A 26,812-nucleotide genomic window follows, 5' to 3' on the forward strand; every position below is an offset into this window, starting at 1 on the left:
CGCTATCTGCGCTTCTCACATTCCTGATGCGCTATCGCTCTCCGCGCGGCGGATCGCTGCATGAGCGCATCGGCATTTCTAACGGGCAAGGATTCTTGTGGCCGAAATCGACGCGCGTCCCGACAGCGAAATGACCTCTGAGCAGATGACGCCTGAGCGCAGGCAGCGGCTGGGCCGCATTCAGTTCCGCGCCTGGCGGCGGGGCTTTCGCGAGGCTGATATGGTGCTGGGTCCGTTTTCCGATCAGGTCGCGCCGACCCTGACCGATGCGGAACTGGACCAGTTCGAACGGCTGATCGACGAGGAAGATCAGTGGCTTTACGGCTGGATCATCGAGCGTGACCCGACGCCGCCCGAGTTCGAGACCCCGGTGATGGCCAAGGTGCGCGCCTTCATGCGCGCCCACGTCGCGGCCGAAGTCGGCAAGGGGATCGGCTGATGGACGCCAAGGTCGAATACCGAACCGACGCCGATCTGGGCGGCGCGCCCGAGGGGTTGGACGCGCTGATCGTCGCCGAACGACTCAAGGCCGGCGGCGGTGTCGGCCTGTTCGTCGCACGCGACTTTCAGAGGTCCGGCAGCTTTGTTCAGGCGTTTCAGTTCTTCTCGAAAGATATTGAAGTCCTGGATTATCCGGCGTGGGACTGTCTGCCCTATGACCGTCTGAGCCCCACGGCGGGTATCGCGGCGCAGCGCATGGCGACGCTGACGCGGCTGGCGATGCGCAAGCCCGGCGATGCGCCGGTTCTGGTCGTGACGACGGTGTCGGCGGCCATGCAACGCACCCCGCCCAAGTCGGTCACGACACAGGCAGGGTTCGAGACGAAGGTCGGCCGCGATCTCGATATCCAGGCGCTGGAGCGGTATTTCGCCGCCAACGGCTATGTCCGTGCCTCGACCGTGTCGGAGCGCGGCGAGTTCGCGGTGCGCGGCGGGGTCGTCGATGTCTATCCGCCCGGCTTCGAGGAGCCGGTCCGGCTGGACATGTTCGGCTCCGAGCTGGAATCCATCCGCACTTTCGATCCCGAAACGCAGCGGTCGACCGGCCAGATGACGTCCGTGTCCCTCGCGCCGGTGTCGGAGGCGTTGCTGGATGCGGCGGCCATCTCGAGGTTTCGCACCGGCTATCTGAACCTTTTCGGCGCGCCGGGCGACGATCCGCTGTATGCGACGATCAGCGAGGGCGCGCGGCGTCAGGGCATGGAGCAGTGGCTGCCGCTGTTCTATGAGACGCTGGACAGCCTGTTTGACTATCTGCCGGACGACGCGGCGATCTTCCTCGATAACCAAGTCGAGACGGCCCGCGCCGAGCGATGGGATCTGGTCGCGGACGCCTATGATGCGCGCGCCGAGGCGGCCAAGGCCAAGGGTCAGGCCAGCGCCAATCGCGCCTTGCCGCCAAAGCGGCTCTATCTGGACGCCGGCGACTGGAATCAGGCGCTGGCGGGTCGCACCGTGCGGCGCTTCACGCCCTTTTCCACGGGTGGCGAGGATGCCGGCGGACGTCTGGGCCGGACCTTCGGGGCCGAGCGGGCGCAGGACAGCGTCAATCTGTTCGAGGCGGTGGCGGCCCACGCGGCGGGCCTGAAGGCCGAGGGCAAGCGGGTGCTGTTCGCCTCCTGGACCGAAGGGTCGTCGGAGCGGCTGGCGACCATGCTGGCCGACCACGGGCTGGATCACATCGTCGCCGTGCGCGACTGGGCCGACGTTCAGGCAGCGCCGAAAGACCTCTATCTGCGCGGCGTTCTGCCGGTCGAGCATGGCTTTGTCACCGACGAGGTGGCGGTCATTTCCGAGACCGACATCCTGGGTGACCGTTTGGCGCGCCCGCGCAAGAAGCGCCGCGCCTCGAACTTCCTGGCGGAGGCGTCGGCCCTGACGACGGGCGATCTGGTGGTTCACCTGGATCACGGGATCGGTCGCTATGAAGGGCTTAAAACGCTGGAGATCCAGCAGGCCCCGCACGACTGCCTGGAACTTTTCTACGCCGGCGAGAGCAAACTCTATCTGCCGGTTGAAAACATTGACCTTCTGACTCGATACGGGTCGGATTCCGAGGGCGTTCAGCTGGACAAGCTGGGCGGCGCAGGCTGGCAGGCCAGAAAGGCCAAGGCCAAGGAACGTCTGCGCGCCATGGCCGAGGGGCTGATCGCCCTGGCCGCCAAACGGGCGCTGCGCGAGACCGATGCGGTCACGCCGCCGCCGGGTCTGTTCGCCGAGTTCTGCGCGCGCTTCCCCTACGAGGAAACCGACGATCAGCTGAACGCCATCGGCGATGTGCTGGAGGATCTGGGCAAGGGCACGCCGATGGATCGTCTGATCTGCGGCGACGTCGGCTTCGGCAAGACCGAGGTGGCGCTGAGGGCCGCCTTCGTCGTCGCCATGACGGGGCAGCAGGTGGCGATCGTCGCGCCGACGACCCTGCTGGCGCGCCAGCACTTCAAGACCTTCAGCGAACGCTTTGCGGGCTGGCCGGTGAAGGTGCGTCAGTTGTCGCGGATGGTGGGCGCCAAGGAGGCGTCGGAGACGCGCGCCGGGCTGAAAGACGGCTCGGTCGAGATCGTTGTCGGCACCCACGCGGTGCTCAGCGAACAGGTCGGCTTCCGCGATCTTGGCCTGGTCATCGTCGATGAGGAGCAGCACTTCGGCGTCAAGCACAAGGAGAAGCTGAAGACGCTGCGGGCCGACGTGCACCTGCTGACCCTGACGGCCACGCCGATCCCGCGCACGCTGCAGATGGCCCTGTCGGGCATCCGCGAGATGTCGATCATCGCCACCCCGCCGGTCGATCGCCTGGCGGTGCGGACCTATGTCACGCCGTGGGATCCGGTCCTGGTGCGCGAGGCCTTGCTGCGTGAGAAGTATCGCGGCGGTCAGGCCTACTACGTCGCGCCGCGCCTGAAGGACCTGCCCGCCATCGAGAAATTCCTGCGCGAACAGGTGCCGGAGGTGAAGTTCGTGGTCGGCCACGGCCAGATGAGCGCGACTCAGCTGGAAGAGGTGATGAGCGCCTTCTACGACGGGGAATATGACGTTCTGGTCTCCACCACCATCGTCGAGAGCGGGCTGGATATCCCGACGGCGAATACGCTGATCGTGCACCGCGCCGACATGTTCGGCCTGGCGCAACTGTATCAGATCCGGGGTCGGGTCGGGCGGTCCAAGGCCCGCGCCTTCGCCTATCTGAGCACCGATGCGGTCAAGCCGATGACCCTGTCGGCCGAGCGGCGGTTGCAGGTTCTGCAATCGCTGGACAATCTGGGCGCCGGCTTCCAACTGGCCAGCCACGATCTGGACCAGCGCGGCGGCGGCAATCTGCTGGGCGACGAACAGTCGGGCCACATCCGCGAGGTCGGCGTCGAACTGTACCAGCAGATGCTGGAAGACGCCGTGGCGGAGTTGCGCGAAAAGGGCGAGGGACAGGCGGTGGATCGCGGTTGGTCGCCATCGATCAATGTCGGCGCTTCGGTCCTAATTCCAGAAGATTACGTGCCGGACCTGAACGTGCGTCTGAGCCTCTATCGTCGTCTTTCCGACGCCGAGCAGGCCGAGGATCGCAGAGCCCTGGCCGCCGAACTGATCGACCGTTTCGGCCCATTGCCGGATGAGGCGCAGCAGTTGCTGAAGATCGTTGGCATCAAGTCGAACTGCCGCAAGGCCTGCATCGAGAAGATCGACATCGGGCCGCGCGGCGCGGTGCTGACTTTACGCGACAGCAGCTTCCCCAATCCGGCGGGACTGGTCGGGCTGATCCAGAAGAACCACGCCTTCTGGAAGATTCGTCCGGATCAGAAGATCGTCGTTTCAGGCGATTGGCCGACGGCGGAAGAGCGCCTGAAGGTGGCCGAGCGGATCACCGCCGATCTGGCGCGGGTGGCGGGGGCGTAAAGCCCTCAGCGCGTCTTTTCGAATAGGTCGGCCGAGGCGCGTTCGAGCAGGGCGGCGGCGCTTTCGTCGGGGCGCATCTCGGCGGCGCCGACGTCGAACTCAGCGACGAATGGCGACCGGTCCGGACCGGCGTCGAAGGCGGTGCAGCCGATCACGGCGGCGATTCGCTCTGCGGCCAGCCGCGCCGGTTCAGCTTGGGTTGCGGGCAGGGCCAGAGCGAAGACCTCCTTGACCAGGCGGGCAGGGGTGTCCTCGACGCGGACCAGGCGTGAAACCATGGCCCCGATCTGCGGCATGGCGCGATCCAGCCAACCGCCCTGACGCGCCCAGGTCACGGACTCGGTTTCGCGCACTCTCAGGACGCAGACGGAAAGCGGGCGCTTGCGCGCGCGCGAGGCCTCGGCGACGCGGCCCAGGTGGCTGGCGAACAGTTCGGGCGTGAACAGGCCTGTTTCCGGATCCATCACGTCCAGGCTGCGCACCGAGTCCAGAGTCTTGCGAATGCCCAGATGGGTGCGGTGCGCGCCGGCCAGGGACAGGATCCGCTCGGCCGTTTCGCCCTCGGGCGTATCGGCGGAGGCGACATCGGCGAAGCCGCGATTGAACAGTTCAGCCAGGCTGATCTCGTTCCGGCCGCGCAGGTAAAGCATCAGCGGGATGTGATAGAGGCGGGTGTTGCGCTTCATGCCCGCCGCGATCGACAGGGCCGGCGCATGGTCTTCGGCGCCCCACAGAACGGCGGCGTCGAACAGGCTTTCGTGCAGGTAGTCGAAGGCGGTGTAGGGCGTCGGCGCCGCGACCACCTCGACCCCGGCGGCGGTCAGGGCGTTCGACAGGGCGAGAAAGCGCCGGTCGGCGACGCCGGCGGCCAGAACGCGCAAGGGCCCATCGTCGTCGGTCCTTTTGTCCAAGCCGACCCCGCGCGTGGCGAAGGTGGTGACGCGCAGCCGATATTCTTCCTCGGCGATGGCGGCCCGGCCCAGCTGCTCCAGACGCAAGGCGGCCTGGGCCGGATGCGGCGGCGTGGACATGGTCAGATCCGCGCCCTTCACCGAATCAGGGCGGGCGCCGATGACCACAATGGGCAGGCGGCGCGGCTCGGCGGCGGCGCGAAGGCGAGACGCCACGTCGGCGTCGAAGGTGTTGATGTCGATGACGGCGGCTTCGAGCGGAAAGTCCTGAAGCGTCATCTCGGCCGAGACGACGTCGCGGGCGGTCACCGTCGTCCAGCCCAGCGCATCCAGACCCGCAGCGAGCGGCCCGATCCGGCCATCGTCAGCCGCCAGGATCAATACGCGCGCGTCGAAAGCCAAGCCGATCGTCTCCAAAGGTCGCCGCGCCAATAGCCGGCCGGAAACGCGCGGACCATAGCGACGAGGGTGTTAAGGATGCAATGTCGTCGGGCCAAAGGGATGCGGCCGGATCGCGAATGATCGTCCTCACGCGGATGAGACTTTCGCCACAGACGAATTCCGCTAGGTTCCGCCGCTTGTGCAACGGTTGTGGGGACCGATTTGAGTGAGCAACTGACGCGGTCGGTCCTGAAAGCGCCCGGGTTCTGGGGTGGGCTGGCCGTGCGAGCGTTTACCCGCAGCTGGGGGCGCGACGTCATGCTCTATACGGGCGGCGTGTCCTTCTTCGCCCTGCTGGCCGTGTTTCCGGCGATCGCCATCCTGATCGGCTTCTACAAGTTGGGTCTGTCGATCAGCGAAGTCAGCGCCCAGGCGACCGCCTTGTCGGACCTGCTGCCCAAGGCGGCGCAGACCATTTTTCAGGGCGAAATCACGCGTTTGAGCAATGCATCGGCGCGGACGGTTTCCGCTCAGAGCGCCTTCGCCCTGTTCGTCGGCGCCTATGCCGCGCACCGGGGTTTCAAGGCCTTGTTGGCGGGATTGAACCTGATTCATGACGAGACCGAGCCGCACGGCTTCTTCAAGTTCAATCTGCTGGCCTTCTTCGTAGCCATCTTCGCCTTTGCGCTGTTCACTGTCGTGTCGGGCGCGGTCGTGACCGTGCGGATCATGGCGCATGCGTCGTCGTCGGCCGCCGGCCTGTCCGGGCGAAGCGGCATGGCGCCGCTGGATGCCTTCCTGCCCGCGATTGGCTTGGTGATCGGGCTGACGCTGCTTTACCGCTACGCCATGAGCCACAGGGCGCCGGTCGCCTGGCTGCCGGCGACGGCGGGGGGTTTGGTGGCGACCTTGATGTCGGTCGTCTCGTCGTGGCTGTGCGCCATCTATGTCGAGCAGATCGCGCCGCTGGGGGCCACCTATGGATCGGTCGGCGCCGTGGTGGTGCTGCTGATCTGGCTGTCGTGGAACGTCAACGCCATCTTCTACGGCGGAGCGTTCGCCACCGAAATGGAGCTGGCGGCCAAGGCGCGCGTGATCGCCGATGCGCCTCCAGCCGATGTCGTCAATCTGTCGGAGCGTCGAGCCGGGCGCCGGTCTCGATCGTAACGCGAAGAAGGCCCTCGGCGTTCTCGATCTCGAGCACGCGCCCGCCTTTCTGAGACATCAGAAACGGCACGTCGATCCGGGCCATCGGATCGGTGGCCAGCAGAACGATCCGCGCGCCGGGCGGAGCGGTTTCCATCGCCTTCATCAGCTTCAGGCTTGGAACGGGGCAGCGGTGACCCCTGGCGTCGATGACGACGGGGGCGCTCACGCAAGCCGATCCGCCAGCATTTCCAACGCCACGCGAACGCTGGCTTGGCGGATCCCATCGCGGCCGAGGTCGCCGAACCGCTCGACGCGGTGAATGACACCCTTTGGCCCGGACGCCGCGAAGTGCACCAGACCCACGGGTTTATCCACCGACCCGCCGCCCGGTCCCGCCACGCCCGTTACGGATACCGACAGAGAAGCGCGCGAGTGCGCCACGGCGCCCTCGGCCATGGCCACGGCGACGGCTTGCGACACGGCCCCTTGGATGGACAGGCTTTCCAGCGACACGCCCAGCATCTCGGCCTTGGCCTCGTTGCTGTAGGTGACGAAGCCGCGATCCAGAACCGCTGACGAACCGGGGATGGCTGTGATCGCAGCGGACACCAAACCGCCGGTGCAGCTTTCGGCCGTCGCCAGCATCAGGCCGCGTTCGCTGGCCGTTGCGACAATCTGTTGCGCCAGCTGCGCGATATCTTGGGAAAACATGGTCTTTTCATAGGCCGCGAACCCCGCTCTAACCAGAGGCATGACCGAGGCTATCGATCCGTTACGCCCCGCAGCCCCGACGTCGGATCGCATCGCGCCGATTTTGTTCGCCGTCGCCATCTTCACATCGGCCTGTCTGGTCTTCGTCGTTCAACCGATGGCGGCCAAGCTGCTGCTGCCGACGCTGGGCGGATCGCCTTCGGTGTGGAACGCGTCGATGGTGTTCTTCCAGACCGCGCTGCTCGCCGGATATGGCTACGCGCACCTGCTGCAACGTCTGGCGACGATGCGCGCGCAGGTCGGGGTTCACCTGGGCCTGCTGATCGTGGCGGCGTTTTTCCTGCCCTTGCAGATCAGCGGCCTGTTGGGGGATCCCGATCCATCTCAACCGGCGATTTGGCTGCTGGCGACGCTGGCGGTGTCGATCGGCGCGCCGTTTGCGGTTCTGTCGGCGACCGCGCCGCTGCTTCAGGCCTGGTATGCGCGTGTGCGGGCCGAGCACGCAGACGGCCAGAACCCCTATGTTCTCTATGCCGCCTCGAACCTGGGCAGCTTCCTAGCCCTGCTGGCCTATCCGGTCGTGATCGAGCCGCTGGCCAGCCTGTCGGATCAGCGCCTGGGTTGGAGCGTCGGCTATGGGCTGTTCGTGGTGATGGTTGTGGGGTTGAGCGTTCAGGTCTGGCGACGACGCGAGATCGGGACGGCGGAGCCCGCTACGCTTGAAACCAGCCCGCCGATCGCCTGGCGCGAAGAGGGGATGTTGGTTCTGCTGGCCGCCGCGCCGTCCAGTCTGATGCTGGGCGTGACGGCGCACCTGACGACGGATGTGGCCTCAGCGCCCTTTTTGTGGGTCATACCGCTTGCGCTTTATCTGCTGACGTTTGTCATCGCGTTCCAGACCCGGCCGGCTGTTTCGCCAGCCATCGGCCTTGGTTTGCAGGCGGCGGCGGCAGCGGCCTGCGCCGCCCTGATTGCGTTCCGGACAGGCGAATGGCTGCTGGTGTTCACCGTCAATCTGGCGGCCTTCTTCTTTACCGCGCTGATGTGTCACCAGCGGTTGGCGGCGCGGCGGCCGGCGCCGGATCGGCTGACCGAATTCTATCTTTTGCTGTCGCTGGGCGGCGTGGTCGGCGGGCTTTTCAACGGCCTGATCGCGCCGGCCGTTTTCGACATGGTGTGGGAATATCCGCTGGTGCTGGTGGCGGCCGGATTGCTGCGGCCGTGGAGCCGTCGCGAGATCAGGCCGTGGGAAATCATCTGCTGCGTCGCCGGCGTGGTCATCGCCCTTATGGGGCCGCTGTCGATGGAGGCGGTCCGTTATGCGCCGGACATTCGCGCGGCCATACCCGACGCCGAACTGGTGCGTATCGCGCAAGCCATCCTGGGGATCGCGACTCTGTTCGCCTTCCTGGTGCGCGATCGGGCGGTGATGTTCACGATCATTTTAACCGCCATCGTCTGGTCCGGCTATCATCTGGCGCGCGGATATGACTGGGCCCTGTCGGAACGCAGCTTCTTTGGCGTGATGCGGGTGGCCAAGATCGACGATCCGCTGATGGGCGGGCCGGTCCACGTACTGATGCACGGCACGACCCTGCATGGCGCCCAGGCCCTGGCGCAGTCAGACCGCTGTCAGCCGACGCTCTATTATGCGACCTCGACGCCGCTGGGGCAGGCGATGCTGCAGATGCAGGCCCGTCGGCTGGACGGCGCCCGCGTCGGCGTGGTGGGACAGGGCTCGGGCGCCATGGCCGCCTACAAGCGAGCCCAGGACCAACTGACCTTCTTCGAGATCGATCCGATGGTGGATCGGCTGTCGCGCGACCCGCAATGGTTCAGCTTCATCAGCGGCTGCGCCGATGGGGCGGTGCGGACGGTTCTGGGGGACGCGCGCCTGACGATGGATCGCGAGCCGGCGGGATCCTACGACCTGCTGGTCATCGACGCCTTCTCGTCCGACGCCGTGCCGACGCATCTGCTGACGGTGGAGGCGATCCGCGGCTATCTGCGGCTGTTGGCGCCCGACGGCGTCGTCGTGCTGCATCTGTCGAACCGGAACCTGGAGATCACCCTGCCGGCCGAGGCGGCGGCGCAGGCGCTGAAGGTTCCGCATCTGCACCAAGTCTATATCGAGCAGTCGGGCCAAGGCGACATGGCCGAGGCCTCGACCGAGGCCCTGCTGATCGGCAAGAGCCCGGCGGCGATGGAAGGGTTCAGGGACGATGCGCGTTGGCGCAAGCTGTCGCCGACGACGGTGCGTCCGTGGACGGACGACTACGTCAACTTGTTCGGATCGCTGGTGCGTCAGATGAAGATGGCGGCGCGCTAGGCCGCCGGCGTTTCAACGGTCGCCACGGCCTGGGCGGCCAGACCTTCGCCGCGTCCGGTGAAGCCAAGACCTTCGGTCGTGGTGGCCTTGACGCTGACGGCGTCGAGCGGAAGGCCCAGCAGCCCGGCGATCCTGTCGCGCATGGCCTGGCGATGCGGCTTCACCTTGGGGCGTTCGCAGATCAGGGTGACGTCGACATTGACGATGCGGCCGCCGCGCGCCGCGACCAGTTCGGCGGCATGGATCAGGAACTGGTCCGAGGAAGCGCCTTTCCATTTCGGATCCGTCGGCGGGAAATGGTCGCCGATGTCGCCCGCCGCGATGGCGCCCAGGATGGCGTCGGTCAGGGCGTGGAGACCGGCGTCGGCGTCGGAGTGGCCGATCAGCGTCTGGTCGTGCGGCACCTCGATCCCGCAAAGCCAGACGGACCCGCCGGGCCCCCAGCGATGCACGTCATAGCCGGAGCCGATGCGGGTCTGATAACGCTGCGCTTGAGGCAGCAGAGCTTCGGCCATGGCGAAATCCTCGGGATAGGTCAGTTTCATCAGACGCGCATCGCCCTGAACCAGGGCCACCGCACCGCCGCTGCGCTGCACGACCACGGCTTCGTCGGTCGGGACCTCGGCGTCCGACCAGGCGGCATAGGCGGTCTCGATCACGCCCCGGCGAAAGGCTTGAGGCGTCTGGGCACGCCACAGACCGTCGCGATCAACCACGTCGGTCATGATGTCCGCCTCTCCACGTCGCAGGCTGTCGGCGACGGGCAGGACGGGCAGGGCGCCGTGCAAAGTTTCAAGGGCCGACAGCAGACGATCGACGACCGCGCGATTCAGCAGCGGGCGGGCGGCGTCATGGATCAGCACCGGCTGATCCGCTGGACAGGCCAGTGCCGCGAGACCAGCGCGGACCGAATCGGCACGGGCGGCGCCACCGACGACGGCTCTCCAACGCGGCAAACCGGACAGCGCCTCCGCCACACGCTCAACGGCGTCGGGCGCGATCACGACGATCAGTTCGTCGGCCCCGGCGTTCAGCAGGGCCTCGGCCGACCAGCGCAGCACGGGCTTTCCACCCAGGTGTCGCCACTGTTTGTCGCCGCCGGCGCGCGAGCCTGAACCGGCTGCGACGATGATGCCCGAGAATGTCATGGCGGTCTTGATAGTGCGCGCGGCGACGGGGCGAAACCATCAAAGCGCCGCGGTCGTGCTTGACGAGGGCGGCTGCTATGCGGCGAAAGACGGAAATGCCCAAGACCTTGCAAATCGGCGATGTGACCGTGCCCGGTCAAGTGCTGATGGCGCCGATGACCGGCGTGACCGACCTGCCGTTCCGCGTGCTGGCCTCCAAACTGGGCGCCGTCTATGTCGCGACAGAGATGGTGGCGGCCAAGGAACTGGCGCGGGCGCGGCCGGACGTCGTGCGGCGCGCCGCCGTGGGAGCCGGTCTGCCGCTGACTGTCATCCAGCTAGTCGGGCGCGATCCCGAACAGATTGGCGAGGGGGCGCGCATGGCGCAAAAGGCCGGGGCGGACATCGTCGATCTGAACTTCGGCTGTCCGGCCAAGGAGGTCACGGGCTCGGCCGCCGGTTCGGCCCTGATGCGAACGCCCGATCTGGCGTGTCGGATCATGGAGGCGGCGGTCAAGGCGACCGATCGGCCGGTCACGGTCAAGATGCGGCTGGGCTGGGACGACGAGAGCCGCAACGCCGCCGAACTGGCCCGCCGTGCGGAAGCGATCGGCGTCAAGGCCGTCACGGTGCATGGCCGGACACGAAAGCAGTTCTACACCGGGCAGGCGGATTGGGACGCGGTCGGGACGGTGAAGGCGGCGGTCGACATCCCCGTCATCGTCAATGGCGACATCGTCACCGCCGAGGAAGCGCGCCAGGCCTTGGCGCAGTCCGGCGCGGACGGATTGATGCTGGGACGCGGCGTTTACGGCCGGCCATGGCTAGCGGCGCACCTTGAACGGGCGCTGATCGACGGTGTGGCGCTGGAGGAGCCTGGACCGGAAGAGCGTCTGGCGATCGTGATCGAGCACCTGCGGGCGTCGGCAGAGTTCTACGGCCTGCCGCTGGGTTTGAAGATGTTCCGCAAACATCTGGGCTGGTACATCGAACAGGCACCATGGCCGGCCGATCCGCAACACCGTCGCGAGGCCAAGGCAAGAATTTGCCGCCTGGACGATCCGATGGCCGTCGAAGACGCCATGCGCGAACTGTGGCGGCCGGATTTGCCTCAGTTAGGTAAGTCTGCTGTTGAAAATGGGCCACAGGTGTTGGAGACTGCTGTGGCATGACGGATACGCCTTCAGTACGCACCGCTTCGCCCGACCTTGCGTCGGACGACGGGTCGTTCTGGGGGTGGGTCGATAGCGAACGCGCGCGGACCGGCTTCGGACTGGCCTTCTTTCTGGCTGTCGCGATCACGGCGGCGGCCATCTGGCTGGTGGCGGTCGCGCCGGGCGCCACATCGGGGTCGGCGCGCGGATCGAGCAGCCAGATCGCCCTGATCGTGCTGGCCGCCAATCTGCTTTTGATTTCCGGCCTGGCCATCATCGTCGGTCGGCGCGTGATGACCCTGGTGCGTAGCACCGATGAAGCGGGATCGCGCCTTCATCTGAAGTTTGTCGCCTTGTTCTCGATGGTGGCCCTGGTCCCGTCGGTGCTGATCGCGCTGGTGTTCGGCGTTCTGGTCAATCGGGGCGTGGATCAGTGGTTCAGCCAAAACGTCCAGGCCTCGGTCGAGAACGGGGCGATCGTGGGACGCGCCTATATCCAGGACGTGTCGGCTGCGATGGATGCTGACTTGGTTACGATTTCGGATCAGTTGGGAAGTGCGCGAAGCCTGTTTGCTGATCGCATTCAGTTCAACGAAGCCCTAGGCCAAGTTGGAGACATCTTCGGCTACCCCGCCATCTACATTCTGGATGGCAAGGGCGAGGTGCTGGCTCGTGCTGAAAAGACAGGCGCGCCTCCCTATCTTGCGCCGCCCCGCGATGAACTCGCGGCCGCAGCTGAAGGCGGGCAGCCTCCGCAAACCGTCACGCAGCATCCAGACGCCGTCAGGTCGATCATCGCCCTGCCAGCCTATGGCGACGCCTATCTTTATCTGGTGCGCCCGCTGCAGGACGGCCTTGTGGCGCGAATGAACACGTCGGTTCAGTCGATCCAGGCTTACCGAGAGGCTCAGGAGAGCCGCGCTCGGATCCAGTCGGCCTTTGTTCTCAGCTATCTGGAGACGGCGCTGCTGGTGCTGGTGGGGGCGGTGTGGCTCGGGATGTCGGCGGCCAGCAGCATCTCCGCGCCCATTGGTCGTCTGGTGAAGGCGGCGGGACAGGTCGCGGGCGGCGACTTCACCGCACGCGTCGACAGCGACGGCGCCCCGGCCGAGATCGCCACCCTGTCGGACGCCTTCAACCGCATGACCGGCGACTTGCAGGCTCAGCAGGCCGCGCTGAAGGCCGCGAGCGACGAGGCGCACGATCGCAGCCGTTTCATCGAGACCGTGCTGTCGGGCGTCAGCGCCGGGGTCATCGGTCTGGACAGGCGTGGGCGGGTTTCGGCGATCAACGACAGCGCCCTGCAACTGCTTCACATCGACGACGCCGAGGTTCTGGGTCATGAACTCGCGGCCCTGTCGCCGGAGTTGAGTGATCTGGTGCGGCGCGCCGAGGCCCATATCGAGGAAGACATCGACGTCAGCCGGGGCGGGGACACGCGACGTCTCCGCGTTCGGATCGAGGGTGGTCTGGGCGGCGAGATGGTCCTGACCTTCGACGATATCACCCGCCTGGTGACAGCCCAGCGGAACGCCGCTTGGCGCGACGTGGCCCGTCGCATCGCCCATGAGATCAAGAATCCGCTGACGCCGATCCAGCTGTCGGCCGAGCGGTTGAAGCGGAAATATCGCGCGCGGATCGGCGAGGATGTCGAGATCTTCGACCGGTGCACCGACACCATCATCCGCCAGGTCGGAGACATCGGCCGCATGGTCGATGAGTTCTCGTCCTTCGCCCGCATGCCGGCGCCGCGTTTCGCGCCCGAGAACCCGGCCGAGATGCTGCGCGAGGCGGTGTTCGCTCAGCGGGTCGCCGCGCCGGACATCGTCGTCGACATCATCGAGCCCCTGCCCAAGGCGACGATGCAGGCCGACGGCCGCATGGTGGGGCAGGCGCTGATCAACATCCTCAAGAACGCGGGCGAGTCGGTTGCGGCGCAACGGCTTGCGGCGGGTGAGGCGGCGGCGTCGGATCGTGCGGGCGTGATCGCGTCGCTGACAGTCGAAGATGGCGTCGCGACCTTCGTGATAGAGGACGACGGCGTGGGTCTGCCGGCGCGCGACCGCGATCGCCTGACCGAACCCTATGTAACCACGCGCGAGAAGGGCACGGGCCTGGGCTTGGCGATCGTCAAACGTATTTGCGAGGACCACGGCGGCGAGCTGAAGCTGGCCGACGCCCAGACCCTGCGCGGCGCACGCGTGTGCATGGTCTTCCCACTGAAACCCCACGGTAAAGGCGGCGAGGGCGTGGAGCGCAAGCTCCAGACCCTGGCCGCCGAATAGCGAGGCAAGATGCGACCAACCGGTTCCGACATTCTCGTCGTCGACGACGAGGCCGACATCCGCGACCTGGTGTCCGGCCTGCTGGAGGACGAAGGCCATGCCGTGCGCGTCGCCGCCAATTCCGACGAGGCCTTGGCCGCGATCCGGGCCAGGAAACCCTCGCTGGCGATCTTGGATATCTGGATGCAGGGCGGGGGACTGGACGGGCTGGAGCTGCTGGAGGTCGTCAAGGAACTGGACCCTGACCTGCCGGTCGTGATGATCTCCGGTCACGGCAATATCGAGACGGCGGTGACGGCGCTGAAGCGCGGCGCCTATGACTTCATCGAAAAGCCGTTCAAGTCGGATCGGCTGGTCGTCGTGGTCGAACGCGCCATCGAGGCGGCGACGCTGAAGCGCGAGAACCGCCGGCTGCGCGCGGCCACCATGACGCCGTCGGGTCTGATTGGCCGATCACAGGCCGCGCAGGCCTTGCGCAGCACCATCGCCAAGGTGGCCCAGGCCAACAGCCGGGTCCTGATCGCCGGACCGGCCGGCTCGGGCAAGGAGCTGGTGGCGCGCCAGATCCACGAAGCCAGCCCGCGCGCCCGCGCCGAGTTCGTCGCGATTTCGGCCGCAGGCATGACGCCCGAGCGTCTGGACGTCGAACTGTTCGGCGAAGAGGGTCAGGACGGCCGACCGCGCAAGATCGGCGTGTTCGAACGCGCCCACAACGGCACACTATATCTGGACGAAATCAGCGACATGCCGCGCGAGAGCCAGAGCCGTCTTCTGCGCGTCTTGGTCGATCAGCGTTTCCGTCGGGTCGGTGGAGAGCAGGATGTTCAGGTCGATGTGCGTGTCGTGACCTCGACATCGCGCGATCTGAAGGCCGAGATCGCAGAGGGACGTTTCCGCGAAGACCTGTTCCACCGTCTGAACGTGGTGCCGATCCGTGTCCCGCCGCTGTCGGAACGGCGCGAGGACATCGCCGAACTGGTCGAATATTTCGTCGACACGATCAGCGCCTCTCAAGGTCTGCCCAAACGCATCGTCGGCGACGACGCGGTGGCGGTGCTGCAGGTTCATCCGTGGCCCGGAAACATCCGCCAGCTGCGAAACAATATCGAGCGGTTGCTGATCCTGGCGACCGGCGATCCGGCCGAGACGATCACCGCCGACATGCTGCCGCAGGAGGTGGCGACATCTAACGGCGGGACGGCGAACCTGGGCGGCGAGCGCACCATCGCCCTCCCGCTGCGCGAGGCGCGCGAGGTCTTCGAGCGGGAGTATCTGGCGGCGCAGATCATGCGGTTCGGCGGCAATATCTCGCGCACCGCCGCCTTCATCGGCATGGAGCGATCGGCCCTGCACAGGAAGCTGAAGTCGCTGGGCGTGTCGCCCGCGCGCGGCGGCGACGAGGACGAGCCGGCCTGATGTCGCGCGTCGCCTATGTGAATGGCGCCTACAGCGCGCATGGCGAGGCCGTGGTCCATATTGAGGATCGCGGTTTCCAGTTCGCAGACGGCGTCTATGAGGTCTGGTCCGTCTTCGACGGGCGGCTGGCCGATTTCGAAGGTCACATGAGCCGCCTTCACCGCAGTTTGAGCGAACTGAAGATCGACATTCCGATGAGCGCCGGCGCCTTGGGCGTCGTTCTGCGCGAGACCGTGCGGCGAAATCGCGTACGTCACGGCATGGTCTATCTGCAGGTCACACGCGGCACGGCGCCGCGCGATCATGGCTTTCCCGTCGATGTCGCGCCCAGCGTGGTCGTGACCGCCAAGTCGATCGATCCGGCGCGAAACCAGCGTCTGGCGCAAAAAGGAGCCGCCGGCGTCACCCAGCCCGATATTCGCTGGGGACGTTGCGACATCAAGACCGTCGGCCTTCTGCCGAATGTGCTGGCCAAACAGGCGGCGCGCGAGCGCGGCGCCTATGAGTGCCTGATGTACGACGACATGGGGCTGATCACCGAAGGCGCATCGACCAATGCGTGGATCGTGGATGAGTACGGCAAGCTGAGAACACGGGACATCCAGGCCAATATCCTGCGGGGCGTGACCCGCGCCGCGATCCTCGACCTCGCCGCCGCCGAGGGTGTCGAACTGGAAGAACGCGCCTTCTCGGTCGATGAAGCGAAACGGGCGCGGGAGGTGTTCGTCACCGCCGCCAGCGCCTTCGTGATGCCGCTGGTTTCGCTGGACGGCGTGAAGATCGGCGACGGCCAGCCCGGCCCCGTCGCGACCCGCCTGCGGGAACTCTATCTTGAACAGGCGCGTCAAGGGGCCATTTAGGGCGTTGCCCGAGCGGCCGGGCGGCGGTTAAGGTCACCCTTGGCTGCATCGGCCCCGCCGCTCCCACGGCGACAAACAACGAAGAACAGGAACAACCTGCCATGTCGCAAGACAAACGTCAGAACCTTCAGGACACCTTCCTCAACTCGGTTCGCAAGACCAAGACGCCGCTGACCATCTTCCTAGTCAACGGAGTCAAGTTGCAGGGCATCGTGACCTGGTTCGACAACTTCTGTGTCCTGCTGCGCCGCGATGGCCAGTCCCAGCTGGTGTACAAACACGCCATCTCAACCATCATGCCGTCCGCGCCCGTGCAGCTGTACGAGCCCGACGCCGAAGAAGACTGATTGACCCAAAAACTGATCGACCACACCGTCCCGCTGATCCGGGCGGTCGTCATTCACCCCGACCGACGCTCGGACAGTCCCCGGCTGGCGAGCGAACGGCTTGAGGAGGCGGCGGGCCTAGCCCGCGCGCTGGACCTCGACGTGCGCGCCGAAGAGATTGTGCGGCTGCGCAGCACCACGCCTGCGACCCTGTTCGGCACGGGCAAGGTCGAGGAACTGGCCGCGCTTGTGCGCGCCGCGGACGCCGAAGCCGTCATCATCGACGACGCCCTGACGCCGGTGCAGCAGCGCAATCTGGAAAAGGCGTGGGAGGTTAAGGTCATCGACCGCACCGGCCTGATCCTGGAAATCTTCGGGCGTCGCGCGCGGACCAAGGAGGGGCGGCTTCAGGTCGAGCTGGCGCGGCTGGATTATGAGCGGTCGCGTCTGGTGCGCACCTGGACTCACCTTGAGCGGCAACGTGGCGGCACCGGCTCGACCGGCGGGCCCGGCGAAACCCAGATCGAGCTGGACCGGCGTCTGATCGCCGACCGGATCGTGAGGCTGAAGTCCGAGTTGGAAGAGGTGCGACGCACGCGCGGCCTGCACCGCAAGCAGCGTCAGAAGGCGCCGTTCCCGACCATCGCCCTGGTGGGCTACACCAACGCCGGCAAGTCGACGCTGTTCAACCGGCTGACGGGGTCGGAGGTCTTCGCCAAAGACCTGCTGTTCGCCACCCTGGACACCACCCAACGCACAATCCGGCTGCCGCAAGGGCGACCGGCCATCGTAGCGGACACCGTCGGCTTCATCTCTGACCTGCCTCACGAACTGGTCGAGAGCTTCCGCGCCACGCTGGAGGAGGTCGGCGAGGCCGATCTGATCCTGCACGTCCGCGACATCGCCTCGCCCGACAGCGCCGCCCAGGCCAAGGACGTCGAGGCCGTGCTGAAACAGATCGAGACGCCAGAGGGCAAGACGCGGCGGGTGCTGGAAGTCTGGAACAAGATCGACCTGCTAGACGACGAAGCGCGCGAGACCGTGCTGGGTCAGGCCGAACGTCTGGCGAAGGACGGTGAGGCGGTCGCCGTCTCAGCCTGGACGGGCGAGGGGATCGAGCCTCTGCGCCAGATCATCGCCGGCCTGATCGACGATGATCCCGAGACCCAGCTGACGCTGGAGCCGCATCAGGGCGACGCCCTGGCGTGGCTGTACGAGCATGGGCGGGTCACGGCGCGCGATGCGGACGAGCTTGGCCGTACTCACGTCACGGTGCGGCTGCATCCTGCGGCGCTCGGGCGATTCGAGCGCCTGTATCCCGACCTGACCGACTGAGTTTTCATGCATCTGATCGAAACCGTCCTGCTTCTGCTGTTGGCCGTGGTGGTGTCGGGTTCGATCGCGCGGATCACGCGCATCGCCTTGCCTCTGGTTCAGATCGGGCTGGGCGCGGCCATCGTGCTGATCACGGGCAAGACGGTCGATCTTGAGCCGGACATCTTCTTTCTGCTGTTCCTGCCGCCGCTGCTGTTTCTGGACGGCTGGCGAATTCCCAAGGAAGACCTGTTTCGCGACCGCGCGGTCATCCTCGAGCTGGCGCTGGGGTTGGTGCTGTTCACCGTCGTCGGTCTGGGTTTCCTGATCTGGTGGATGATCCCGGAGATGCCGCTGCCGGTGGCCTTCGCCCTGGCCGCCATCCTGTCGCCGACCGATCCCATCGCGGTTCAGGCGATTGCGGCGCGGGCGCCCATCCCAAAGCGCCTGATGCACATTCTGGAAGGCGAGTCGCTATTGAACGATGCGACGGGCCTGACCTGCATGCGGATCGCGGTCGCCGCCGCGACGACGGGAGCGTTTTCGATCGGCCATGCGGTTGGGACGTTCGCCTGGCTGGCCCTGGTCGGGGTCGCCGTCGGCGTTCTGGTCACCATGGCCATCAGCTACGCCAAGAGCTTCGTCAGCCGACGCTGGGGCGAGGACGTGGGCGCGCAGATTCTTATCAGCCTGCTGATCCCGTTTGCGGCCTATCTGGTGGCGGAAGAACTGCATGCGTCCGGCATCCTGGCGGCAGTGGCGGCCGGGGTGACGATCAGTTTCACCGAACGCGGCGGCATCGCCGGCCAGTCGATGGCGATGACGCGAGTCCGGCGCAGCGTCGTGTGGGACACGGTTCAGTTCGTGGCCAACGGCATCATCTTCGTGATCCTGGGCGAACAGATGCCCTCGATCATGTCGCGGGCGGCCGAGGTGGTGGCGGGCACCAGCCGGCCCGAGGTCTGGTGGCTGGCGGTCTATGTGTTCGGCATCGTCGCCACGCTGGCGGCGCTGCGGTTCGTCTGGGTGTGGACATCGCTGAAGCTGACCCTGTTTCGCCGCCGCCATCGCGGGCCGCCGGCCAAGGTCGGTTTGCGGCTGACCATGGTAATGTCTCTGGCAGGTGTCCGCGGCGCGATCACTCTGGCGGGTATCCTGACCCTGCCGTTCGCTTTGGGAGACGGGTCGCCGATGCCGTCGCGGAACCTGGCGATCTTCTTGGCGGCGGGCGTGATCGTGGTGTCGCTGGTGCTGGCGACCTTCGCCTTGCCCCGGTTGCTGAAGAACGTCGAACTGCCGCCGGAGCCGTCGCATGAGCAGGAAGAGGATCGCGGCCGGGTCGCCGCCGCCTCGGCCGCCATCCGCGCCATCGAGGACGCCTCGCACGCCATGGCGGAGGGCAAGTCCAACCCCGACCTCTATTCCGACATCGCCGGGCGGATCATGGAAACTTATCGCCAGCGGATCGAGACCCACACCCGCACCGACGAGGAAGACGCCGCCCTGACACGCAAGATGGACGACATCGAGCGTCGTCTCTGGCTTGCCGGGCTGGCCGCAGAACGCGAGGAACTGCGCCGATTGATGAGGGCGCGTCAGCTGGACGAGGTGACGGCCAAGAAGCTGTTCCGTGACGTCGATCTACAGGAACTGCGCTACCTCTGATGCTCAGCGATCCATGAAGGCGGAGACGGCCGCATAGCTGTCGGCGATAAAGTGGGCGCCGCGCGCCGTCAGGCGTTCGGCATGGCCGTCGCGAACATGGCCGCCCGCCGTCAGCCCCACGACCGTCATCCCGGCCGCGACGCCTGCGGTGACGCCCGCCTCGCTGTCTTCGATCACCAGGACGCGCGCCGGATCGACGCCCATCGTCTGGGCGGCGTGCAGGAAGATGTCCGGGTGGGGCTTGCCGCGCTCGACCACCAGGCCGGTGAAGACTGCGCCGTCGAAATGATCCGTCAGGCCGAACAGGTTCAGGCCGACGCCGATCCAGTCGGGGCCGCTGGACGAGGCGATGCAGCGGGGCTCGCGGCGGGCGGCGACGAAGTCCAGCAGACCGGGCACGGGTTCAAGTTGCTGCGGCGCGCGCTGGCGACAGGTCGCAAACCATGTCGTGTGGAAGTCGTCAGGGCAGGCACGACCTAAGGCTGCCTCGACGACCGGCCGATTGTCGCGCCAGCGCTTGCCGGTATAGGCGGCCAAGACGTCGTCGAGCGAGGTCGGCAGGCCGATGGCGGTCAGTTGCTCGGCCATGACAGTGCTGTTCAGCACCTCGCTGTCGGCGACCACGCCGTCGTAGTCGAATATGATCAGGTCGTAGGTCACGCGGGATCGCTCAGGCTTGAGGCGCGGCCTTTTCCGCGACCTTTGCGGCGTCCCAGAGGCGATCCATCTCGGCCAGGTCCGATTGGTCGGGTGTGCGGCCGTCCTTGGCCAGCGCCGCCTCGATGAAGCCGAAGCGACGCACGAACTTGGCGTTGGCGGCGCGCAGGGCGTCTTCGGGCTCGACGTCCAGCTTGCGCGCCAGGTTGGCGACGACGAACAGGAGGTCGCCCAGCTCTTCGCGCGCCTTGGCCTTGTCGCCGGCGGCGATCTCGACGCGCAATTCCTCGACCTCTTCGGCCAGCTTGTCGAAGACCTCGTCGGTGGAGGGCCAGTCGAAGCCCACGCGGCCGGCCCGCTTGGTCAGTTTGGCGGCGCGGGTCAGGGCGGGCAGGCCGACCGGCACATCATCCAGGACGCCGGGCTTTTTGCGGTCCTTGCGCTCGGCGGCCTTTATGGCTTCCCAGGCGATGGTCTGTTCCTTCGAGGAGCGCTGGGCCTCGTCACCGAAGACGTGGGGGTGGCGGCGCTCCAGCTTGTCGGCGATGGCCGTGACCACGTCGTCGAAGGCGAACAGCCCTTGTTCCTCGGCCATGCGGGCATGGAAGACCACCTGAAACAGCAGGTCGCCCAGTTCGCCCTTCAGCTCGACCAGATCGTTGCGCTCGATGGCGTCGGCGACCTCGTAGGCCTCCTCGATCGTGTAGGGGGCGATGGTGGCGAAGGTCTGCTCCACGTCCCAGGGGCAGCCGCCGTCGGGATCGCGCAACCGCTCCATAACGCCGAGCAAGCGGTCGATCGGTCTCAACGGCGGGCTCCGTCGCGAGCTTCCAGGGCGAGGCGGATTTCATCGTGCCGCTTCGGCGTCAGGGGATAGCCCTTCAGCACCCAGGCGGCGGCGGCCAGCAACAGGCCGGGGACCAGAATGAACAGGATCTGGAGCGTCAGCAGGGAAAAATCGCTGTTGCCCGTCGGTCCTGGCACCGCCTTGAAGCCCACGCCCTGCAGGATCAGATAGGGGATCAGCGCGACCACATGGCCGATCTTGGTCGTCGCGGACAGGATGGAGAACATCAGTCCGGTGCGATCCACGCCCGTCTCCAGCCGCACCTCGTCACCGGCGTCCGCCATCATGGCGCGCAGCAGGAACAGGCCGGCCGCATAGGGCAGGCCGGCGATGAACATGGCGCCCGCCGTCAGCATGAAGTTGCCGCCGGGAACCAGGGTGGCGGCGATATACAGGGCCGCGAAGATCAGGCTGGCGACGGCCAGGGCCTTGTCCTTGCCGATTCGTGTGGCCAGCCAGGCCCAGATCGGCGCGCCGCACAGACCGGCGACGAAATAGAACAGCATGAACAGGCCGGCCTGGCTGTGGTCGTAGCCCTTGATCTGTCCGAAGAAGAAGAACAGCAGCGAACCCGTGATGCCCGGCGCGACGCCCAGCAGCAGGTCGGCGATCAAGAGCTTCCGGACCGTCGGCATCTTCAGCAGGGCCAGATAGGCGCCGGCGCCGCCGTGCGGCTGGTCGCCCGCGTTCACGGGCTCCGGCACGGCGACCATGGCCAGGCCGATGGTGACGGGCAGGGCGATCAGAATGGCCCAGCCCATGATGCGCACGCCGTCGGCATAGTTCCCGATGCCGGTCTGAACCACCACGGTCGGCAGCACCAGGATCAGGATCACGCCGATGATGTTGAACACCTGCCACCAGCCATAGACGCGGCTGCGCTGGTCATACTGCGGGGCAAGCACGGCGGCCCAGCCGAGTTGGCCCAGGGTGCCGATCGAAAAGCCGAGATAGAGGACCAGCAGCCAGCCAAACAGATAGGCCGGTCCCGCGCCCGGCTGGACCACGACGAACATCATGAAGGCTGACAGCATCAGAATCGGCGTCGAAATGGCCATCCACGGACGGTAGCGACCGAACCGCGTCTTGGTCTTGTCCATGCCCCAGCCGATGAAGGGGTCGAAGACGATGTCGATCAGGCGCACGGCCATGAAGACGGCCGCCACGACTCCCAGCTCCAAACCCACATGGGTGGCGTAGAATTCCGGCAGGGTGACGGGCAGGGCGACGCCGAAGGCCGCCAGAGGCAGGCACGGCCCGGAAAAGGCCGCAAGCACGGCGTTGGAACGGCGGGGCGCGGTCGGCGCGGCGGTGGACATGCGTCGGTCCGGAAGGCGCGGCGCGAGTCGGCCGCGCGTCACCATGCCAGCGATCGGTGACGCATGCACTTGTGAGATCGACCGGCTTGGGGCTTCCTGTGGGACATGTGGCGAAGCCTTTTTGCGTTCCTGTCCGTTTGCTGCGTTCTGACGTTCGCCGGCGGCGCGCGGGCGGCCGGGCCCTGCCACACCAACGCCGACGGTTGGCGGGCGCAGGGACTGGCGAACGCTGAATCGGCCTACGGCATGGAATGGGCGCCGTTCGGAGCGGCGGAGTGGGGGTGGCAGGCCTATCTGCCGCTGATCCAGCACGAACTGCATACGACGTGCGGACCCGGCACGCCGATCTTCGCGTCGCAACTGGCGGGTTTCCAGCAGACGCACGGCCTGGCGCCGACCGGCCTGTTCGATGCGGCGACATTCCAGGTGTTTCGCGGCCTTTGGCAGGAGCGGCGGCCGTTCGTGATGGCGCGCGTCGGCGGAGCCTGTCCCGAGCCGCCGCCGATCAATCAGCTCGGCTATCTGGTCGCGTCCGAGGAACATGCCGACCGTCTGACACGCTTGCTGCGCCGGGACGTGCTGGACGCCTATCGCCGGCTGGTCGCGGCCGCGCGGGCCGAGGTTCCTGAGGTAAGCGCCGATCCTGAACTGCTGCAGATCTTCTCCGGCTTCCGCGATCCCGAGGCGGACGCGGCGCGCTGTGCGCAGCAGGGCAACTGCGACGGCCTGCGCCGCGCCGTCTGTTCGCCGCATCGGACGGGCACGGCGGTCGATCTGTATGTCGGCCAGGCGCCCGGTCTGGGCGTCGATTCCACCACTCCGGCCAGCCGCGAATATATGGCGCGGTCGGCGACGTATCGATGGCTGGTGACGAACGCTGGGCGTTTCGGCTTTGTGCCCTATGTCTATGAGCCTTGGCACTGGGAGTATGTGAAGCCTTGGGATCCTTCGTTCGCGCCCTGACCGAAGTTGAGAAATCGCTCGCGCGAGAGGCGTTCGGCGCAGCGATCAATCTGGCGTCTGTCCGACTGATCGGCTGGCCGTTCCGCCGCGCCTTTGTCGGCGGGCGCTGGTTCGGGCGAGACTGGATCGTGTGGCCGCAAGCGCAGCTCGTCGCAGACTTCACTTTGGCGTCCGAGCGAATGCAGGGCGTGCTGATTCACGAACTGACGCACGTCTGGCAGGCCCAGCAGGGCGTCAATCTGCTGTTCGCAAAGCTGAAGGCTGGCGACACCCCCGCATCCTATGCCTATCGTGTGGAACCGACCTGCCGGTGGGCCGCGTTGAACATCGAACAGCAGGCGATGGTGATGGAGCATCGTTTCCACTGTCGTCGCGGTCGCCCCACGCCGGGCGACAAGACATTTTACGACACCGTCTGCCCGTTTGAGACGTGATTTGATGTCTGGGACTTGCGAAAGCGCCACCTGCGCGCCAAGTTAGCAACGGTCGTTGTTGCGAATGACGACCTTTGTCATTCAATGGAGCCTCCCCGATGCCGAAAGTCCTTGTCCTCTATCATTCGACCTACGGTCACCTGGAAACCATGGCCGAGGCGGTCGCTGAAGGCGCGCGCGAGGTCGAAGGCGCCGTTGTGGACATCAAGCGCGTGCCGGAAACCGTGCCGGAAGAGCTGGCCAAGGCCTCGCACTACAAGCTGGATCAGAAGGCGCCGATCGCCAAGATCGACGATCTGAAGGACTACGACGCCATCATCATCGGCGCCGGCACACGCTTCGGTTCGGCCGCGTCGCAGATGCGTGCCTTCCTGGATCAGGCCGGCGGCCTGTGGTTCTCGGGCGCCCTGATCGGCAAGGTGGGCGGGGCCTTTACCGCGACGGCGACACAGCACGGCGGTCAGGAGACGACCTTCCAGGGCCTGCACAACTTCTTCATGCACCACGGCATGCCGGTCGTGGGTCTGCCCTATTCCTTCCAGGGACAGATGACGCTGGACGCCATCCACGGCGGTTCGCCCTATGGCGCATCGACGATCACGGGCGGCGACGGCTCGCGTCAGCCCAGCGATGTCGAGCTGGACGGCGCCCGGTTCCAGGGCAAGCATATCGCCGAGCTGGCCAAGAAGCTGCACGGCTGATCCGATGCGCCAGCCCGCCGTCTTCTTCGGCCACGGTTCGCCCATGAATGCGCTTGGCGGTCCCTATGGGGCCGCTTGGCGTGCGCTGGGCGAAGCGATCGGCAAGCCCAAGGGGGTGGTGATGATCTCCGCCCACTGGGAGACGCGCGGGCTGGGCGTCACCGCGCAGGAGAAGCCCGAGACCATCCATGACTTCGGCAACTTCCCGCGCGAACTTCACCAGATGCAGTATCCGGCGCCCGGGTCACCCGCCTTGGCGGCGCGGGTGTCGGCGCTGACCGGGGCCATCCAGACGCAAGCGTGGGGCCTGGATCACGGGACCTGGTCGGTGCTGTGCCATGTGTGGCCCGAGGCGGACGTGCCGGTGGTGCAGCTGTCGCTGAACCGCGAGCTGACGGCGCGCCAGCATTACGACCTGGCCAAGGCGCTGAAGCCGCTGCGCGACGAGGGGATCGTCATCGCCGGCTCGGGCGATTTCGTCCACAATCTGCGGACCTGGAAGCGTGAGGACGGCGCCGAACCCTACGCTTGGGCGACCGGCTTCAACGAGGCGGTCAAGACGGCGTTCGAACGGGGCGACCATGAGGCGCTGATCGACTGGGTGGGTCTGGACGAGGACGCGCAACTGAGCGTGCCGACCGACGAACATTTCCTGCCGGTGCTTTATATCGCCGCCCAGCAGGAGCCGGGCGAGGCGGTCAGCTTCTTCAACGACCGCATCGACGGCGGCTCGATCTCTATGACGGGCGTCCGGATCGGCTGATCAGGCCGCCTTCTCGGCCTCGACCATCTTCTGGATCGACACATAGTCCGTCTTGCCGGTGCCCAGGACGGGGACCTCGGCGACCTTGACGATCTTTTTCGGCACGATCAGTTCGGGCGCACCGTTGGTTCGCGCCCATTCAGCCAGGGGAGCGACCTCAGCCCCTACGTGATCAGTGACGAGCACCAGTTTCTCGCCCTTGCGGCTGTCCGGGATCGACACCACGGCGTGGCGCCGGTCCGGCCAGACGGCGCCGGCGATCCCTTCGACGGCGGTCAGGGACACCATCTCGCCGCCGATCTTGGCGAAGCGCTTGGCGCGGCCGCGGATGGTGACATAGCCGTCGTCGGTCACATCGACGATGTCGCCCGTGTCCAGCCAGTCGTCGCCGATCGGATCCCACGTCAGAGGCTCGGCCGAGGTGACATAGCCGCTCATGACATTGGGACCGCGCAGCATCAGTCGCCCGCCCGCGTCGATGCCCTCGACCGGTTCCAGCTTCCAGTCGATGCCAGGCAGCACCTGGCCGACCGTTCCGGGCGTGTTGCGGTCGGGATGGTTGACGGCGATGACAGGCGAGGCCTCGGTCGCGCCATAGCCTTCCAGAAGTTCGACGCCGCCGAACTTGGTGTTGAACAGGGTGCGGGTTTCCTCGCGCACCTTCTCGGCGCCGGCGACGACGAACTTCAGCGTCGAGAAGTCGTTCGGTTCCGCGACGCGGCCGTACTGGTTCAGGAAGGTGTCGGTCGCGAACAGGATCGAGGCGTTCACCTGGGGCAGCAGGTCGGTGATCTGTTTGGCGTGCAGCGGCGAAGGATACTGGAAGGCCTTCAACCCTTGGAGCAGCGGCAGGATGACCCCGCCCGTAAGGCCGAAACAGTGGAACGTCGGCAGGGGATTGAACATCACCCATTCGGGCAGCAGGTCGATGTGAGCCGCCACCTGACGCGCATTGGCGACGAGGTTCTTCTGGCTCAGCACCACGCCCTTGGGCGTTCCGAAGCTGCCGGAGGTGAACAGGACGACGCCTGGCGCGTCGGGGTCCGTCTTCACGCGGAAGCGCTTGGGCGCCGCGCCGGCGGCGAGGCCATAGAGCTTGTCGGCCAGGCCGATGGTCTTGCGCACGTCGTCCAGCCAGACGACCTCGGCCACCGTCTTCAGTTCGACGATCAGGTCGTCCAGCTTGGCCTGGTCGATGAAGCGTTTGGCGGTCAGCACCTTCTTGACGCCCGAAGCCTTGATGGCCGCCTTCAGATTGGCTTCGCCGGCGGTGAAGTTCAGCATCACCGGCACACGACCGTGGGCGTGCAGACCAAAGAAGGTGACGACGACGCCCATGGACGACGGCAGCAGGATGGCGACACGCTCGCCTTTGTCGGTCATGTTGGCGATCTTGCGCCCCAGCACGAAGGCGGCGCGGATCAGGCCGGTGTAGGTCAGCGGATGCCGGTCTTGATCCTCCAGGATTTCCTTGTCGCCGAACCGCGACCGCGCATCGATCAGGGCGTCGATCAGGGTCGAGTCGTAAAGCGAGGGATCCAGGGTCTGGCGCAAGCGCGTCTCCTACGGAGGACGCGGGCGGCCCTCTCTGTTGTTCGGGCGACTGTCATTA

Annotated in this window: 23 protein-coding genes; 15 read left to right on the forward strand and 8 right to left on the reverse strand. The window is 66.4% G+C overall.

Translation table 11 applies throughout. The features are described 5' to 3' along the window. Positions 1 to 130 precede the first annotated feature (130 nt). The gene (locus ABIB58_RS00935) at positions 131 to 439 is read left to right on the forward strand and encodes an FAD assembly factor SdhE (RefSeq protein ID WP_197071032.1); all 309 of its coding nucleotides are present in this window, start codon (positions 131 to 133) and stop codon (positions 437 to 439) included. Next, a complete protein-coding gene (mfd, locus tag ABIB58_RS00940) occupies positions 439 to 3,888 on the forward strand; it encodes a transcription-repair coupling factor (protein WP_354038643.1) in 3,450 nt (1,149 codons plus the stop codon). Before ABIB58_RS00935 ends, mfd begins: the two co-directional genes overlap by 1 nt. A gap of 5 nt (positions 3,889 to 3,893) precedes the next feature. Here the strand turns inward: mfd and ABIB58_RS00945 are convergent, their stop codons facing one another. Further along, the gene (locus ABIB58_RS00945) at positions 3,894 to 5,201 is read right to left on the reverse strand and encodes a diguanylate cyclase domain-containing protein (RefSeq protein ID WP_354038645.1); all 1,308 of its coding nucleotides are present in this window, start codon (positions 5,199 to 5,201) and stop codon (positions 3,894 to 3,896) included. A 201-nt stretch (positions 5,202 to 5,402) separates the two neighbouring features. Between ABIB58_RS00945 and ABIB58_RS00950 the strand changes: the two genes are divergently transcribed. After that, positions 5,403 to 6,347 carry a YihY/virulence factor BrkB family protein gene (locus ABIB58_RS00950; protein WP_231576615.1) on the forward strand — a complete coding sequence of 315 codons (945 nt, stop codon included), beginning with the start codon at positions 5,403 to 5,405 and terminating at the stop codon, positions 6,345 to 6,347. On the opposite strand, the gene ABIB58_RS00955 is transcribed toward ABIB58_RS00950, so the two are convergent. Further along, complete coding sequence (locus ABIB58_RS00955; RefSeq protein WP_235968857.1) at positions 6,304 to 6,492, reverse strand: sulfurtransferase TusA family protein; 189 nt, start codon at positions 6,490 to 6,492, stop codon at positions 6,304 to 6,306. The two genes, ABIB58_RS00950 and ABIB58_RS00955, sit on opposite strands and share 44 nt — an antisense overlap. A gap of 59 nt (positions 6,493 to 6,551) precedes the next feature. After that, the gene (locus ABIB58_RS00960; RefSeq protein ID WP_045810867.1) at positions 6,552 to 7,040 is read right to left on the reverse strand and encodes a CinA family protein; all 489 of its coding nucleotides are present in this window, start codon (positions 7,038 to 7,040) and stop codon (positions 6,552 to 6,554) included. 40 nt (positions 7,041 to 7,080) lie between these two features. Here ABIB58_RS00960 and ABIB58_RS00965 point away from each other — a divergent pair, with 40 nt between their 5' ends. Next, the gene (locus ABIB58_RS00965) at positions 7,081 to 9,369 is read left to right on the forward strand and encodes a spermidine synthase (RefSeq protein ID WP_354038649.1); all 2,289 of its coding nucleotides are present in this window, start codon (positions 7,081 to 7,083) and stop codon (positions 9,367 to 9,369) included. On the opposite strand, the gene ABIB58_RS00970 is transcribed toward ABIB58_RS00965, so the two are convergent. Beyond that, entirely contained in the window at positions 9,366 to 10,517 is a 1,152-nt protein-coding gene (locus ABIB58_RS00970; RefSeq protein ID WP_045810772.1) for a bifunctional 2-C-methyl-D-erythritol 4-phosphate cytidylyltransferase/2-C-methyl-D-erythritol 2,4-cyclodiphosphate synthase, read from the reverse strand. The two genes, ABIB58_RS00965 and ABIB58_RS00970, sit on opposite strands and share 4 nt — an antisense overlap. A 95-nt stretch (positions 10,518 to 10,612) precedes the next feature. Here ABIB58_RS00970 and dusB point away from each other — a divergent pair, with 95 nt between their 5' ends. From dusB to ABIB58_RS01005, 7 genes are all read left to right on the forward strand, one after another. Beyond that, positions 10,613 to 11,668 carry a tRNA dihydrouridine synthase DusB gene (gene dusB, locus ABIB58_RS00975; RefSeq protein WP_045810773.1) on the forward strand — a complete coding sequence of 352 codons (1,056 nt, stop codon included), beginning with the start codon at positions 10,613 to 10,615 and terminating at the stop codon, positions 11,666 to 11,668. Beyond that, a complete protein-coding gene (locus tag ABIB58_RS00980; RefSeq protein WP_354038652.1) occupies positions 11,665 to 13,935 on the forward strand; it encodes a sensor histidine kinase NtrY-like in 2,271 nt (756 codons plus the stop codon). The genes dusB and ABIB58_RS00980 overlap by 4 nt, the downstream gene beginning before the upstream one ends. A gap of 9 nt (positions 13,936 to 13,944) precedes the next feature. Further along, positions 13,945 to 15,351 (forward strand): nitrogen assimilation response regulator NtrX, encoded by a 1,407-nt coding sequence (gene ntrX / locus ABIB58_RS00985; RefSeq protein ID WP_354038654.1) that lies wholly within the window; start codon positions 13,945 to 13,947, stop codon positions 15,349 to 15,351. After that, positions 15,351 to 16,211, forward strand: coding sequence for a D-amino-acid transaminase (locus tag ABIB58_RS00990; protein ID WP_354038656.1), 861 nt, complete (start codon positions 15,351 to 15,353; stop codon positions 16,209 to 16,211). Before ntrX ends, ABIB58_RS00990 begins: the two co-directional genes overlap by 1 nt. Before the next feature lie 101 nt (positions 16,212 to 16,312). Continuing rightward, positions 16,313 to 16,558 (forward strand): RNA chaperone Hfq, encoded by a 246-nt coding sequence (gene hfq, locus ABIB58_RS00995; RefSeq protein WP_003164861.1) that lies wholly within the window; start codon positions 16,313 to 16,315, stop codon positions 16,556 to 16,558. Then, positions 16,559 to 17,872 (forward strand): GTPase HflX, encoded by a 1,314-nt coding sequence (gene hflX / locus ABIB58_RS01000; protein ID WP_039243657.1) that lies wholly within the window; start codon positions 16,559 to 16,561, stop codon positions 17,870 to 17,872. It abuts the gene before it with no gap. 6 nt (positions 17,873 to 17,878) lie between these two features. Then, positions 17,879 to 19,516: a Na+/H+ antiporter gene (locus tag ABIB58_RS01005; protein WP_045810778.1), complete on the forward strand. Its 1,638-nt coding sequence runs from the start codon at positions 17,879 to 17,881 to the stop codon at positions 19,514 to 19,516. Between the two features lie 3 nt (positions 19,517 to 19,519). Here the strand turns inward: ABIB58_RS01005 and ABIB58_RS01010 are convergent, their stop codons facing one another. Genes ABIB58_RS01010 through ABIB58_RS01020 form a run of 3 tightly spaced genes read right to left on the reverse strand, consistent with a single transcriptional unit; the run spans position 19,520 to position 22,339 of the window. Further along, on the reverse strand, positions 19,520 to 20,176 hold the full coding sequence (locus ABIB58_RS01010) for an HAD family hydrolase (RefSeq protein WP_045810779.1): 657 nt from the start codon (positions 20,174 to 20,176) through the stop codon (positions 19,520 to 19,522). 10 nt (positions 20,177 to 20,186) lie between these two features. Beyond that, complete coding sequence (gene mazG / locus ABIB58_RS01015) at positions 20,187 to 20,981, reverse strand: nucleoside triphosphate pyrophosphohydrolase (protein ID WP_354038662.1); 795 nt, start codon at positions 20,979 to 20,981, stop codon at positions 20,187 to 20,189. After that, positions 20,978 to 22,339, reverse strand: coding sequence for an MFS transporter (locus ABIB58_RS01020; RefSeq protein ID WP_354038664.1), 1,362 nt, complete (start codon positions 22,337 to 22,339; stop codon positions 20,978 to 20,980). Before ABIB58_RS01020 ends, mazG begins: the two co-directional genes overlap by 4 nt. Positions 22,340 to 22,444: 105 nt before the next feature. Between ABIB58_RS01020 and ABIB58_RS01025 the strand changes: the two genes are divergently transcribed. The 4 genes from ABIB58_RS01025 (at position 22,445) to ygiD (ending at position 25,200) form a co-directional block, all read left to right on the forward strand. Continuing rightward, positions 22,445 to 23,302, forward strand: a complete 858-nt coding sequence (locus ABIB58_RS01025) for a D-alanyl-D-alanine carboxypeptidase family protein (protein WP_354038666.1) — start codon at positions 22,445 to 22,447, stop codon at positions 23,300 to 23,302. Continuing rightward, positions 23,278 to 23,736, forward strand: a complete 459-nt coding sequence (locus ABIB58_RS01030) for a hypothetical protein (RefSeq protein ID WP_354038668.1) — start codon at positions 23,278 to 23,280, stop codon at positions 23,734 to 23,736. The genes ABIB58_RS01025 and ABIB58_RS01030 overlap by 25 nt, the downstream gene beginning before the upstream one ends. Before the next feature lie 98 nt (positions 23,737 to 23,834). Beyond that, the gene (gene wrbA, locus ABIB58_RS01035; RefSeq protein WP_055805062.1) at positions 23,835 to 24,437 is read left to right on the forward strand and encodes an NAD(P)H:quinone oxidoreductase; all 603 of its coding nucleotides are present in this window, start codon (positions 23,835 to 23,837) and stop codon (positions 24,435 to 24,437) included. A gap of 4 nt (positions 24,438 to 24,441) precedes the next feature. Then, a complete protein-coding gene (gene ygiD, locus ABIB58_RS01040) occupies positions 24,442 to 25,200 on the forward strand; it encodes a 4,5-DOPA-extradiol-dioxygenase (protein WP_354038671.1) in 759 nt (252 codons plus the stop codon). Here ygiD and ABIB58_RS01045 read toward each other — a convergent pair whose 3' ends face one another. Next, the gene (locus tag ABIB58_RS01045; protein WP_354038673.1) at positions 25,201 to 26,754 is read right to left on the reverse strand and encodes an AMP-binding protein; all 1,554 of its coding nucleotides are present in this window, start codon (positions 26,752 to 26,754) and stop codon (positions 25,201 to 25,203) included. It lies immediately after the preceding gene. Between the last annotated feature and the right edge of the window lie 58 nt (positions 26,755 to 26,812).

Origin of the sequence: Brevundimonas sp. UYEF29, assembly GCF_040546195.1 — a bacterium.
Taxonomy (GTDB): Bacteria; Pseudomonadota; Alphaproteobacteria; order Caulobacterales; family Caulobacteraceae; genus Brevundimonas; species Brevundimonas huaxiensis.